This is a genomic window from Maritalea mobilis, assembly GCF_004363175.1.
Classification (GTDB): Bacteria; Pseudomonadota; Alphaproteobacteria; order Rhizobiales; family Devosiaceae; genus Maritalea; species Maritalea mobilis.
This window is the reverse complement of record NZ_SNYR01000001.1, coordinates 271,667-286,916: the sequence shown is the minus strand read 5'-3', so window position 1 is coordinate 286,916 and position 15,250 is coordinate 271,667. Positions and strand designations below refer to the sequence as shown.

Below are 15,250 nucleotides of genomic sequence, written 5' to 3'. Positions count from 1 at the left end.
AGTTGAACGCAACATTGATGATTTGGCCTATATCATCTTTACTTCTGGTTCGACTGGCGAACCAAAAGGCGTGATGATTGATCATGGTGGGGCGTGCACCACCATTTACGATATAAATGAGCGGATTGGCTTGCACCAAGAGGATCGTATTTTGGGCGTTTCAGCGCTTAATTTCGACCTTTCCGTTTATGATATTTTCGGGACTTTGAGCAAAGGTGCTGCCCTTGTTGTGCCGGAGGCTGAAAAGAGCCGCGATCCGCAACATTGGCTCGAGTTGATCAATGCACATGATGTGAGCGTGTGGAACTCGGTGCCTGCCCTGCTCGGCCTTCTAGCGGATCACGCGAACGCAATGTCTGCGCCCTATTCTTTGCGCGTTGCCATGATGTCTGGCGATTGGATACCACTTGATCTGCCGAGCAAGGTGCGCGCGCAAAGCCCGGAAACGCAGATTTGGAGTTTGGGTGGTGCCACTGAAGCGTCGATCTGGTCGATTTGCTATCCGATCGAGTCCGTTGATCCAAGCTGGAAAAGCATCCCCTATGGCAAGGCACTAAAGGGCCAAAGCTTCCATGTGCTTGATGAGCAGTTGAATGCCCGTCCCACTTGGGTGGTTGGCGAATTGTATATTGGCGGCCGCGGAGTTGCCCTCGGCTATTATGGCGATCAGGAACGGACGGACGCAGCCTTTATCAAACATCCGAAAACAGGCGAGCGACTCTATCGCACGGGTGATTTGGGGCGCATATTGCCTGACGGCAATATCGAATTTATGGGACGTGCCGATACACAAGTGAAAGTGCAAGGCTATCGCATTGAGCTTGGTGAAATCGAAGCGGCGCTCGATAAGCACGCGGCGGTGGATGCAGCCGCGGTGCGGATTTGGGGCGACACCATGGAGGAGAAGCGCCTCGCCGCCTATGTGGTGACGTCAGACCGCGGATTGACTGAGGATGCGCTGCGGGAGCATTTGGCGCAATTGCTGCCTGCCTATGAAATTCCATCAAGCATCAGTTTTATTGATCAAATGCCGCTTTCGGCCAATGGCAAAGTTGATCGGAAGAAATTGCCTAAACCTGAACTGAAGGCGCAGGCCAGCGTTGCTAGAGAATTGGCGCCGGACGAGCAAAGAATTGTGGCTATTGTTGAAAAGGTGTTGAAGCAAAGCGCAATCGCCATAGATGCAAATTTGTTGGCTCTGGGTGCTACTTCGCTTGATATTGTACGGATCAGCAATGCGCTGGCGGCGGAGATGGGTTTCCGGCCCAAGCTTGCTCGATTTATGCGCGCGCCGACGGTGAGCACACTTTTTGATATTTGGCAGGAAACGTGCCCCGTAGTGGAACCAGAGCCTGAGCAAACAGAGGCTGCACCACGCGTCATCGAAGATAAAGCGGAGCGTGAAGCCTTTAAGGTTGCAGAAAAAGGGCGTCGCAAATTTGGGCCAGATGCAAAGCGCGTGCCGTTGGATATTGAGCCTGAAGAGCGAGATGTGTTTGAGGCAAACCGCTCAGTGCGCGAGTTTTCCGATGCGTCGGTGGACAAGCGCACATTCTCGAAGCTGCTTGCGGCCATTATGCAAAACCCTGCTGAGGGGCGTCCGCGCTTTCAATATGCCTCTGCGGGTGGGCTCTATCCGGTGCAAACCTATATTTATGTGAAACCTGATCGCGTGATGGGTGTGCCTGGCGGCTGTTACTATGTTGATCCGAAGGATCGGACTTTGGTGGCCACGGGGACCGGCAAATCGCTTTCAGCGGACGCCTATGACTATTTTGTCAACCGACCGACTTTTGAAGGTGGCGCTTTCGCTCTGTTCTTTGTGGCGGATGATGCCGCTATTCGCCCGCTTTATGGCGATCAGGGCCGCGATATGTCACTGATTGAAGCTGGTTTGGTTGCCCAACATTTAACGCACCGCGCGGGCGAAATCGGCCTTGGCTTATGTGGCATCGGCGAGATGATCAATGAAGCCTTGTGCGAGCTGTTCGATCTTGGGCCAAACCATCAACTTATTTATTCCATGATCGGCGGCGTCCCCGCCACCACGCCTGCGCAAGATGATCCATCTGAAGAGATGGAGGAGTTTGAAATATGAGTGCTATTCGCCTTCTCAATGAACTCGAAAGCTTGGGCGTGACCCTTCATGTGCAAGATGGAAATTTGAAAGTGAAGGCGGCAAAGGGGGCGATTTCACCTGAACTTTTGCAGCAAATGAAGCAGCACAAGCCCGCATTATTGTCTCTTTTGCGGTTGCGGCAAGGCCGGGATTATCCGCAATCTTTCAATCAGGCACAATTGTGGTTTCTGGATCGGCTGGAGCCGAAAAACCCGCGTTACAACAATCCACTCGCCTTTAGGATAAAGGGCGCATTGGATCAGGAAGCTATGGGCAAGGCTTTTGATCTTGTCGTTCAACGGCACAGCATTTTGCGTACGGTGTTTTTTGATCATCAGGGCGAACCGCGCCAGCGGGTTTTGCCGGAAAGTGACCGTGCACTCACCCTCATTGACCTGCAATCGGAACCAACAAAGCTGGATCAAATCGTACGCATAGAAGCGCAAACTGGTTTTGATCTGGAACAGGAAACGGCCATTCGCGCACAGCTTATAACACTGGGCGGTGACGAACATGTTTTGCTGTTAAATGTGCATCATATTTGTGCTGATGGCTGGTCTATTGGCATTTTGGTGGATGAAATTTTCAAAGCTTATGAGGGATTTACCTCCGGAGACATGCCCGCGTTCGCACCGCTTCCACTGCAATATGCAGAGTTTGCAGAAATGCAACGCAATAAATTGTCATCCGACGAAATGCAGCGGCAAGTTGATTATTGGCGGGCAGAACTCAGCGATGCGCCTGATTTGTTGGACTTGCCGACGGACCGACCTCGCCCAGCCGAACAATCAATGAATGGTGCCCATTTTCGCTATCTGATCGACGGTCCATTATTCCAAGAAATTCACAATCTTTGCCAAAAGCTGCGTGTAACACCGTTTGCCATTTTCCTGGCGGTGCATGCTTTGGTGATGGGGCGTTTTAGTGGGCAAAATGATATTTGCACTGGCACGCCACTGGCTGGACGCGACCAGCAAGAGCTGGAAGGCCTGATTGGTCATTTTATCAATACTGTCGTTATTCGCGCGCAATTTGAGGATCAGATGCAATTTGCTGAACTAGTTGCCCAAATGAACGACAAGGTGTTGGGCGCGATGGACCATCAGGATATTGCGTTTGAAAAAGTTGTTGAGGCCGTCAATCCCAAACGCTCGGCCAGCTATTCACCGCTGTTTCAAACCATGCTGATTTTTCAAAATATGCCTGTGGGTGAGCAAACCAATGGCGCGTTGGACATTGCGCCAATGGAGACCGACAGCGCCACGGCAAAATATGACATCACCATAGAGCTGTTTGAAAATCAGGATAATTTCCAGCTTGGCTTTGAATATAATAGCGACCTGTTTGACCTGAGCACGATTGAAAGCATGGCGGGTGCGTTCACCCATGCTTTTAAGGCTGTGAGTTCGAAGCCCGACATCTCAGTTGGCGATATTGCGTTGGTTGATCTTGATGCTTATCGCGCGCACCTACATGACACATCTGCGCATGACCATGAACTTACCCGCATCCCTGCCCGTTTTGCCGATATTGTGACCCAATTTCCGCAATCGCGTGCGGTTACGGATGCAAATCAGCACCTTGAGTTTGCTGAATTAGATGGGAAAGCGAACCAAGTCGCGCAGTTGCTTTTGTCGAAATCTATCCAAAAGGGCAACGTTGTTGCGCTCAGTGCAGAGCCTGACTGTAATTATGTTGCCGCGCTACTGGGTATCCTGAAAGCTGGCGCGGTTGCGCTGCCGCTTGATCCGCGTTTGCCAAGCGAACGAAAGCAGCAAATATTGGCGGATGCACAGGCGAAACTGGTGTTTGCTTCGGGTGAAACTGCTTTTGACGCGCCAGAGATTGTCGATTTGGATCAGCTGCACACCAACTTAGATGCATTTGGGGCAACGTCCCCTGATGTTGAAATTAAACCATCTGACAATGCAATTTTGATTTTCACCTCTGGGTCTACCGGCACGCCAAAGGGTACATATGTCACCCATAAGGGGTTGGTTAATCTGGCGACTTGGACAGAGAGTGAATTTCCGCTCAGTGAGCAGGAAAGTGTTTTGCAAAAGAGTGCCATTGGGTTTGACGCCAGTTTGTGGGAATTTTTTTGGCCCCTACTTTCAGGTCATGAGTTGGTGTTGGCACAGGGGGATGCGCGGAAGAATCCAGCTGACTTGCCCGCACTTGTGAATGCGCACCAGATTGCGGCCATCCAGTTTGTGCCAGCAACACTGCAATTGTTTTTGGATGCACTGCCAGAAAACGGCTGCACGAGCTTGAAATATGTTTTTTGTGGCGGTGGTGCGCTTACAACAGATTTGGCGCGTTCGGTGACTGAGAAGCTACCCGAGGTTCAGTTGATCAATGTTTACGGCGTGAGCGAATGCGCGGTGGATTCTGCTTTTCACATCTTTGATCCGGATCGAGATGACCATTTGCATGTGCCAATTGGCAAAGCGATTTCGCACACCAAGATTTGCTTACTGGATGAAAAAGGCTTGCCTGTGCCTCGTGGCGCAATTGGCGAGATCTGCATTGCGGGCGTCGGGGTCGGCAATGGCTATCATCAGCGGGATGATCTGACGTCTAAGACTTTTATTGATCATCCTTATCTGCCGCAGACCAAACTATATCGCACTGGCGATTTGGGCGTTGAGAACACAAACGGCGAACTTCGCTTTATTGGCCGCAAGGATTTTCAGCTTAAAATTAATGGCTTCCGCATTGAGCCGGGTGAGATTGAAGCGGGATTGCGCCGTTGTGGCTGTGCCCTTGCAGCCGTTATTGGCTGGCGAGATCAGCTGGTGGCATTTGTGCAAGGGGGTGATGAGCCCGACAATTTACGAGCGGCATTAAAGCAGTTTCTACCCACCTATATGGTGCCGTCCATGATTATTCACCTTGACCAATTGCCCCTAAATGCCAGCGGGAAAATAGACCGCAAGGCCCTGCCCGATCCGGCGGACTTTATGGCGAGCAACGCGGTGAACCAAGCCAGCCCGCGCGATGACACTGAGATGAAGCTTTATCGCATTTGGAAGACTATTTTGCTGCATCCGACCATTGGCATCCGTGATAATTTCTTTGCCATTGGCGGCAGTTCTATTTCCGCGATCAAATTGGTGCACCAAATCAAGGAAAGTTTTGGCGTGCAGTTGGCTCTAAAAAGCATCATCACCAGCCCAACCATCGAGGAACTGGGGGCAATGCTGCGTGGCGATGCGGCGGAACGGCAGGATGAAGATCATTTAATCACCCTGCAACAAGGCGATGGCTCGACCAATGTGGTGTGTGTTCATCCTGCGGGCGGCACCGCGTTTTGCTATCTATCTCTGGCCAAAACTTTAGACGAGAATATCGGCGTTTATGGACTGCAATCTATGGGATTGAACGCCAATGAGGTGACCTGTACGTCCGTTGAGGACATGGCGGCGCATTATCTCCCCCTAATTGAGCCCTTGATGGATCAACCGATGGTGATCACGGGGCTATCCTTCGGCGGTTTGGTGGCGCATGAGATGGGCCGTTTGCTGAATGCCCGTGGCAAGAAAGATGTTTCCGTGGTGTTGCTTGATACCCAAGGCACCCATGATGTTGAAGCCCGCCGGATGATTGATGTGGTGGATTTGCCCGAGTTTCGCGACAAGTTGGTGCGGTTTAACGGCACCTATCCGGGCATTGATGATGCTCAGATCGAACGGTACTTCAATGTTTATAACCAAAACCGCCTGGCTGTGCGCGACTATGAAGTGCCTGTGAGCGGCGCGCGCATGGCGTTTATCCAAGCGCGCAGCGACCTACCCCGGCCCTTCTTGCATGAAACCCGTGCCTATTGGCGTAGCCGTACCGAAGGTGATTTCTCAGTCAAGCTCGTGCGTGGCGATCATTGGGAGATGTTGGAAACCGACGAACTCAAGATTGTTAAAAAGGTAATTTTGCAGGAACTGGACGCTATCGCGACGGCTTCTGAGCTGGAGGTGACCCATGGATAAGTTTACTTCTCTCGCAAAGCGTTTCCATGATGTTGCGAATGAATTTCCGCACCACATCGCTGTGGAAGATGGCTCAACCAAACTCACTTATCGCGAGCTCGACAGTTTAAGTGATCAGTTCGCACACGGACTAACGGCAAAGAAGATCGAAGTTGGCAGTATTGTCGGGCTGATGTTGCCGCGCTCTTGGCAGCAAATTGTTGCTATTTTGGGCATTGTGAAAGCTGGTGCTGTGGCCGCGCCGCTGGACCGTCAAAGTCCCAAAAGCCGTATCAAAGAGATGGCTGAAGATATTGGCTGTGCCCTTATTTTGGTCGATGCAAAATCAATAAAGATTGGCGGGCAGCGCTGCTCTGTTTTTGCCAGCATTTTAGATTCAGGCAAAAAGAGTAAATTCAAGCCGCATGAACGTTCGAAAGAAGCGCTTAGCTTTGTGTTTTTCACGTCGGGTTCAACCGGCAAGCCGAAAGCGGTTTTGGTGCCGGAGCGCGGCGTTTTGCGGCTGGGTATGCAAGGCTACATTCCGCTGGATGAACATGTGCGCGTTGGACATATCTCCAATCCGTCTTTTGATGCCATCAATTTTGATATATGGGCGCCATTGTTGAATGGTGGAACTTGCATTGTTTTCCCCGATGGTGCGTTTGATGATTTCAGCGCCTTTTCTGAGCAACTTGTAGACCATAACATCAACACGCTGTTTATGACCGTCGCCTTGTTTAACGCGATCGTTGCTGAGCAGGAACAGTGCTTTGCGAACCTGTCGACATTGTTGATTGGCGGGGAGCAAATCAACACGCAAACGGTGCTGAAATGGTATAAAAACAACCCGAAAAGTAATTGCACAATTTACAATGTGTATGGCCCCACCGAATGCGCAACGTTCTCGCTTAACTATCCTATTCCACGCGATGAAAAGGCTGCGAATGCGCCGATTGGACGGCCATTGCCGGGCACAAAGCTTACGGTCGTCGACGCTGATTTGCAGAAGGTGAATGATGGCCAGAAAGGCGAATTGCTCATTTCAGGTGACGCAGTGGCGCTTGGCTATCATGAACGGCAAGAGCTGAATGATCAGGCCTTTGTGAAGCTGAATGGCAAGGTGCATTATCGCACTGGCGATCTGGTGCAACGCAATGCAGACGGCACGATCAACTATGTTGGGCGCATTGGACGACAGGTGAAAGTTCGCGGTTTCCGGGTGGAGCCAGGCGAAATTGAAACGATTTTGAATCGTCATCCTGAGATTGAAAATGCGCATGTGATGGCCGCAAAATCTGCGACAGGTGTGCTTGAGCTGCATGCATTTGTGGTGCCGGACGGTAAAGTGAGCATTGATGATGTTCACGCCTATCTGCAGATGCATTTGCCGACATATATGATGCCGCATCATTTTTATCGTCTGACACATCTTCCAACCAATGCAAATGGCAAGATTGATCGAGAAGCGTTGATTGAGGCTGACCACCCAAGATGGCAACCCACGAATTTTGCAACGGAGCTTTCCCCCGAGGTTAAAGCTCTGCGGGACATTGCTGCAGCGGTTTTAGAACAGCCTGATTTGGATGCGAGTAGTACTTTTTTGAGCGCGGGTGGCGATAGCTTATCGGCATTGCGGTTTAAGCATCAAGTTGCGCGCGAGCTAAGCCTTTCACTTTCAGCTGGAGACATTTTATCGCTGCCACTGAAAGATTTGCGGAGCAAAGCGACTGCCATTGAAGAAGCAGCTCAGGCATTCAAACAGTCTCCAAGCGGCATAAGCCCGGCAACAAGCGAGCAAAAGCGGCTTTGGTTGGACGCTCAGCGTTATCCGGAGTCACGGGCATATTCTGTGCCGTTGGTTTTTAAGATTGCGGGTCCTGTTGATGCAGAAAAGCTGGAACATGCCTTTAGTTCGCTTTTCAAACATTATGCTTCATTTCGCACGGCGTTCCGGGAGGTTGACGGTGAATTGATGCAAGTGGTGCTTGAGGAGAGCGCTTGCACATTTGAGGCCTTTCGTGCCGGGAAATATAAAGCGAAGGATTGGGAGGGTTTTGCCAAAGACGCATTTGCTCAGCCATTCGATTTAAGCGAACCTGCGCTTTGCTGGGCTTATTGGCTGCCGTTTAATGGGCATGAAGGCGTTTTGCTGATCAATGCGCATCACATTCTGTTGGATGGCTGGTCGCTCAATTTGATGTTGCAGCAGCTTTCTAGCCTCTATGGCGGAGATTTGCTGCCTGATGATGCCGGACCTGAGATGGGGCAATTTGCGCTTTGGCAGCGTGAACAATTTTCCACTGACGAATACGCGGCCAAGCGTAAAGCACTGCATGACCTTTGGACCAATGATGACAGCATCTATGCTCCGCTGACGGTTCAATGTGCGTGCGATGAAATGGATGCATTTGTTACGCGAAAGACTTTCGGCGCTGAGGCAGCACAGATTGTGCGGCGGTGCGCATCTGTTCAGAATGTGACACCGTTTAATCTATATTTGACTGCCTTCTCATTGGGTTATGCCCATATAACCGGGCTTCAGAATTTCAAACTGGCGACGCCTGTAAGTAACCGAACTAATCCCGCCTTCGCCGAGACGATTGGCATGATGGCCAACACCATGCTGCTGCCCGTTCGTCTGCCTGCCAAACAATCTTTGAATGAAGCGCTTGCCACAAACTGTTCAATTTGGGCTGAATTTCTGCAATTTGATGAGGTGGCTTTTGAGCACTTCATCGAAGATTTGACACAGGCAGGTCACGCAAGTGCTGGTCGATTTGATGCTATGTTTGTGTTGGAAAACACAGACTATGATCAATTGCAGCTGGCTCAATGCAGAACGAAATTTGAAATCCCGTCTCATGTGGATGGAAAAGCGCCTATCACTGCCTTTGTTTTGGAAACAGCTGATGGGCCGGAGCTGATTGTTGAAGCTCAGTCTCGTTTTTTCACGCAGGAAGATGTTGATCGGCTTTGTGAAAGCTTTGGGAAAGCTATTGATGGCTTGGCGGACTTAGATACGTCGATTGGGCAGTTCACCTTGCCGCTGATTGATGAATTGTCTGCACAAAGCACAATTGTAGCACCCAAAACTATTGCTGAGATGTTCCAACAGCAAGCGGCGCTGACGCCTTCAACAATTGCGGTTGTGGATGGGTATCACTGGCTTAGCTATCGCGCGCTCATTCAACATTCGTGGAAATTGATTGATGAGTTGAAAGTTCAGCTCGGTGACCGCAAGTCCGGCGATGTGATCGGTGTATATATTCAACCGTCGCGTGAGCATATTGTTGCATTGATCGCGCTGGCACAGATGAACATTACCATCCTGCCGCTTGATCCCAGCTATCCCGACGAGATGCTGCAACGCATTGTTGAGAAAGCCAAGCCCTCACTCATTCTTACCCATCCTAAGGCTGAACCTCGCAGTTTTGCAGATGTTGATGTTTATGAAGTCAACCTGAATCAGCCTTCGCAAAACAAACCTGCGTCGCATGATGGTGAAAACCCGCTTTATCTGCTTTTCACCTCTGGTTCGACTGGCGAACCAAAGGGGGTTTATGTGCCCGATGACGCCTTGTGCAATTTGCTTCAATGGCAAAAACAGGAAGGCACATTGGCCAAAGCTGCCATCACGCAACAATTTTCTAAACTATCATTCGATGTAAGTTTTCAAGAGATCTTTACCACGCTCACAACGGGCGGCACGTTCCATATTATCGAGCCCGAGCTAAGGCAAGATCCGGCCATCCTGCTGGAAGAGATGCGTGACAAACGAATTGAGCGTATATTCTTACCGTTTGTTGCCCTGAAGCTTTTGGCTGAAACAGCGCTCCGCTCCGGCATTATTTTGCCATATCTAAAAGAAGTTGTTTCAGCGGGTGAAGAGCTTGTGAGCACGCAGACGCTTAAAGCCTGGTTCAAGCAATTGCCGCAGGCGCGGCTGATCAACCATTATGGGCCGAGCGAAACCCATGTGGTGAGTGCCTATAATCTGCCGGAAGATGTAGACCAGTGGCCAGACAGTGCACCAATAGGACGCCCTATTTCTAATGTTTCCTTCCGGATAAAGGATGCACAAAACAGTGAGGATGGATCCGGCGAATTGTTGGTTTCAGGTGATTTTGTGCGCCCTTGCTATGCTGATGACAAGGATAATGACAAAGCGTTTGAAACTGACGCAGAAGGGCGTGTTTGGTATAAGACTGGCGATCGTGCGGCGATTGTACGGAACTATCATTTTGCCTATCGCAGCAGACTGGACAATCAAATCAAATTGTCTGGACATCGCGTCGAGTTGCAGCAAATCGAAGCGGTGCTTAATCGCATGTCCGGCATTGCGCTGGCCATTGTTGTGCAAAAGTCAGACAGTGAGCTGGCCTGTTTTTATGAAGCGAATGGCGCAGCCCCTACCCTGAGCAAAGTCAATGCCCATCTGGCAAAGCACCTGCCGGATTATGTGCGGCTGAATAGTTTTGTGGCGATGGAAAATTGGCCAAAAACGCCAAGCGGTAAGATTGATCGCAAGAAGCTGCAGCTTCAGAAAATAGAACAAGAACTGCACTCAGATTTCGCGGAAATAGATTGGGGTAACCAAACGGAACGTCAGCTAGCTGATCTGTTTAAGGACATCATCCATCGTGAAATTCGACCAGAGCAGACTTTCTTCGAAGCAGGTGCAACGAGCCTAGACCTTATTCGCTATCGCGATTCTTGCCAGTCAGCGTTTAGCATTCAGCTACCTGTCGCCCTGCTCTTTCAATTTAGCAGCATTGAGAAGCTTGCGCAGCATTTGGGCCCTCAAGAAGAAACCAAAAGTGCGCCGAAATCGGATCGCCATAACAGCCAAGAAAAGATGGCGATTGTTGGTGTTTCGATTAATGTTGCTGGCGCCGAGAATTATGAGGCGTTTACAGATTTAGTCCTCAACAATCGTACGGGCATTGAGCGGTTTGATGCTGAACATGGAAAAATTGGCGCTCGTAGCCAATTGAAAAATATGATGGGTTTTGACCCTACATATTTCGGCATTTCCAAACCCGAAGCCAAATTGATGGACCCGCAGCAACGTCATTTGCTGATGGGTGCTGTGCATTGCTTGCAAGATGCAGGTGTGAACCCGCAACATTCACAAGCCCGAATTGGCGTGATGGCGAGCGCTGGTGAGAACACTTATTTTCAGCAGACATTGAACGGCGAATATGACGCTGACTTGCCTGACAGCTTTCAGGTGGCATTGCACCACGATAAGGACTTTTTGGGCTCAAAGATTGCCTATCGGTTGGGATTGAAAGGACCGGCGATTGCGGTTCAGGCTGCGTGTGGCAGTTCATTGATCGGGCTACATATGGCTGCCGGCATGTTGCGCAATGGTGACGCGGACATGATGTTGGTGGGCGGGTGTTTGATCGACGCCACTTTGCAAGATGGTTACACCTATCGGCCTCAACATATTTTTTCCAAGGATGGGCTGTGTCGGCCATTTGATCGGGATGCGTCTGGCACTATCGGGGCCAGCGGCTATGGCTTTGTGCTGTTGATGCCATTGTCTAAGGCACTTGATGCTGGGCATAAGGTTTATGCTGTTTTTGAGGGATCGGCGATCAATAATGATGGCCACGACAAGATGAGCTACACCGCGCCATCTGTTCAAGGGCAAACAGAGGTTTTGCAAGCCGCGTTGGGCAATGCTGGTTTAAGCGCTGACGACATCACCTTTATCGAAGCGCATGGCACAGGAACCGCGTTAGGCGATCCAATTGAAATTGAAGCGCTACGCCGTGCTTATGGCGAACGAGATACCACGCTTGCAGTTAGCTCACTTAAGAGCCAAATTGGCCATATGGGCGCGGCGGCTGGTCTAGTTGGTCTTATCCGCGCGATTGTGGCGTTGAAAACGAAAACTTTGCCGCCGAACTTGAATTTTAAAGCGTTGAACCCGGAAATTGCGTTGGGCGACACACCCATTCACTTCCCGGCGAAAAGCAAGACATGGGCGTGCCAAACGCAACGTCGCGCTGGCGTCAGCAGTTTTGGCATCGGTGGCACCAATGCCCATGCGATTGTTGGCGAATTTGAAACGCTTGCGTCTAAATCAAAACAAACGGTACCGCTATTTTTGCTTTCTGCGCACAGTCATGATGCATTGGTGATTTGGGCGAAACAAATTGCTGATTATCTGGAACAGCAACCTGACCAGCTCAATAACGTCTTGTCATTTTTGCAGTACGGCACGCCGCACCTATCCTACCGTGCAGGCTTTGTGTGTGCAGATGCGAAACAAGCAGTAGCTGCCTTGCGAAAACTGGATGATGGACGAAAGTCAGCATCCAATGAACAGATCGACTTGGCGGCACGTGATGATTTGGAAGAACGTTTGGAGCGCTGGTTGTCTGGTGCGCACCTTTCACCCGAAATTACGCAAATAGCCCCTCGTCCACAAGGTTTTCCACTTTATTCGTTCATGTTGGAGAATTTTGAATTTGCCAAGAAAGGCAAAGCGCAAGCCCCAGCAAATTTGAACGACATTCGTCGCTTGGATGCGCAGGACTGGCTTTATGCACCTGCTTGGCAGAATTTGGGCCGTTTGAATGGGCCGAGTGTAAAACGAGATTTGGCGATCATATTGCACGCCGATGGATTGGATGCCGAAGCGAAAGCCGCGTTGGCGAGCAATTATGAGCAAGTTCACTTTCTGAAAATTGGTGATGACGTAGCTGAAATCATCAGGGAGATTGATCAGAGCGATCCTATCGCGGCGGTAGATGTGATCAACTTCGCGCCTGCGCAGCTCAGACTTGGTGTCTCAAGTGCACAGCTGGATCACGCACAGATTTATTGTTTGGACGCAATTCCGGCGGTGCTTGAATTGGCACAGCATTTCAAAGCATCAAAATTGCGCATTGTCCTCGCCTCATGCGAGGCAGCGGATGTTTATGGCGCAAATGAAGCGCCACTCGCTGGGCTTTTGGCGGGTGCACAATCTGTATTGACCAGCGAGTGTGATTTGGCAGCCAGCTGGATTGATTTCGCGAATGGCTGCCTTGAAGACTTAAATGATTTCCTGACGCTTAGGCCCGTTGAAGCTGGTCGTTATGCAGTTCGAAATGGATGTTTATGGCAGCGCCAATTGGCGCCTATGGTTTCGTCAAGCTTGCAAATTGAGGGATATGGTGGTCGGCACTTGGTGATCGGCGCCAGCGGTGGCATTGGACGAAATATATGCCTTGAGATTCTATCCGATCCAAATGCTGAGTTGGACATCACGACACGTAGCGGACAATTGCCTGAAGCACTTGCGAACTATGCGGATCGGATTACCGTGCATGCTCTCGATCTTGCACAAGAAGATGCGACACTGCCGAAACTGGACCGCCCGGTTGAAAATGTCGTTTTTGCCGCTGGTGCGGCACATGGTGCGCTTATTGCACATCGTGACAATGACGCTATGCGTCAAAACAACAAAGTAAAAACGCAAGGCCTGTTAAAACTGGAGAGCTGGGTTGAGATCCAACAACCCAAGCGCGTCATTTATTGCTCATCTATGGCCTCGGAATTTGGAGGTCGCGGGCAGCTGGATTATGCGGCGACCAATGGGTTGCTGGATAGTTTTTCGCACTGGATAAACCCAAACGCGCCCGACACGGTGCGTACGGTTATCAATTGGGATATTTGGCGGGAAAGCGGCATGGCGGTTGATGCGCTTGAGCGTGATGATCTGCACCAATTGCATTTGACTTATGGTTTGTCAGATCATGAAGGCCGTTCCGTTTTCCGACGTTGCTTGGCGAGTTCGCATCCTCAAATTTGTGTATCGACAGTCGCGTTGAAGGACGCGGTTCAATTTTATCGTGCTTCAGAAAAACCGGTAGCGACACCGAGCGGGATTAATCAATCTAAAGATGAGATCATCATCGATTTGATTCAGAGCATTTCTGGTGAAACCGAAGTTTCGACCCAACATAGTTTGGATGAATTGGGCATCGACTCGCTGGCGACATTGGATTTGATTGATGAGATCAAGGCGGCTTTAGGCACCGAGTTCGCGCTTTCAGAATTGCCGCCTGTATTGACTGTTGGCGGACTGGTTGAATTGATCGCTGGTAAAGACAGTTCATCGGATATTGCCGCACGTTTATCGGCAATGCTTCAAAGCGTGCTTGGCTTGGATACATTTGCGCCATCCAATTCATTTGGTGAGTTGGGCCTCGACTCTTTGATGGCCTTGGATTTGATCGATGAAATCAAAGCTGCATTTGGTGTAAGCCTTCCCGTTTCGGCCTTTCATGAGGACGCGACGTTGAACGATGTGGTGCAATATGTTGAAGAAGGGCTGGAAGACGGTGAGGTTCGGCAGGGTGGCGAAAGCCTACCTGTCTCTGTAGATTGCTGGCAACAAGGCGATGGCGAGAAGGTCATTTGCTTTATCCACCCGGTGGGCGGCGAAGTGGCTTCATACAAATCGTTATTTCAGCATCTAGACAAAGCCACCACGGTCTATGCGATTTCCGATCCAAATCTTAGATTGGAACCTGGTGAGCCGCTGACCATCCAAGCACGGGCAAAAGCATATTTGCAGGCATTGGATCAGAAAACTGACCAAGAACGGCAGATTTTGGAATTGGTTGGTTGGTCGTTTGGCGCATGGGTGGCGGCAGAAATGTGTCGTCTAGCAGAGCATCAGGATAATTCGTTTGGCTATCTGACCATGATTGATCCGCCAGAACCTGATTGCGGCGCGGAGATCGCTGAACATTCCAAAGAGGAAGTACAAGAGGCGTTCTTGCACGATTTGGCACCGCGTCTAAATAAATCTCATGCCTCGTTACAGAGCCAAATTGCCCCTGAGTTGCAGCAACATTTGGAAAACCTTGTGCGATGCTGTCAGCTCAACATGGCGGCGATGCGCGCCCATGTGCCGGGCGAACTACGCCATACGAAAGTTCATCTTTTTGTTGCAGGACAGGTTGCCGATGGGCTGCTGGTCGACCCGATCAAGCCGCAGGGCCATATGGCAAAATGGGGCCAACGCTTACCTGAACTTATTTATGGGGAGATATTGGAGGCCGATCATTATTCAATCATGCAATCGCCGAATATTGAGCGGATTGCGGAACAGTTCTTTTCAGATCACAAACAGCCCATTAGAGTGCCAAGCTTGTGA

At 50.4% G+C, this 15,250-nt stretch carries 3 protein-coding genes (1 of these 3 only partly in view); all 3 read left to right on the top strand.

Annotated features, from left to right (window positions below):
* Tightly spaced (each overlapping or abutting the next), the 3 genes in view from ATL17_RS01290 to ATL17_RS01280 form a layout consistent with a single transcriptional unit that may run on beyond the window.
* Positions 1-2,098 carry the 3' end of a non-ribosomal peptide synthetase gene (locus tag ATL17_RS01290; RefSeq protein WP_133570973.1) on the top strand. Its footprint begins 8,129 nt before the window's first position, so the window shows 2,098 of its 10,227 coding nt (coding positions 8,130-10,227); the start codon falls outside the window, past its left edge; the stop codon is at positions 2,096-2,098.
* Positions 2,095-6,105: a non-ribosomal peptide synthetase gene (locus ATL17_RS01285; protein WP_133570972.1), complete on the top strand. Its 4,011-nt coding sequence runs from the start codon at positions 2,095-2,097 to the stop codon at positions 6,103-6,105. Before ATL17_RS01290 ends, ATL17_RS01285 begins: the two co-directional genes overlap by 4 nt.
* The gene (locus ATL17_RS01280; RefSeq protein ID WP_133570971.1) at positions 6,098-15,250 is read left to right on the top strand and encodes a non-ribosomal peptide synthetase; all 9,153 of its coding nucleotides are present in this window, start codon (positions 6,098-6,100) and stop codon (positions 15,248-15,250) included. Before ATL17_RS01285 ends, ATL17_RS01280 begins: the two co-directional genes overlap by 8 nt.

Excerpts from the sequence above, each read along its gene's own strand:
- ATL17_RS01285 (WP_133570972.1), top strand. The coding sequence starts at position 2,095 with ATGAGTGCTATTCGCCTTCTCAATGAACTCGAAAGCTTGGGCGTGACC.
- ATL17_RS01280 (WP_133570971.1), top strand. The coding sequence starts at position 6,098 with ATGGATAAGTTTACTTCTCTCGCAAAGCGTTTCCATGATGTTGCGAAT.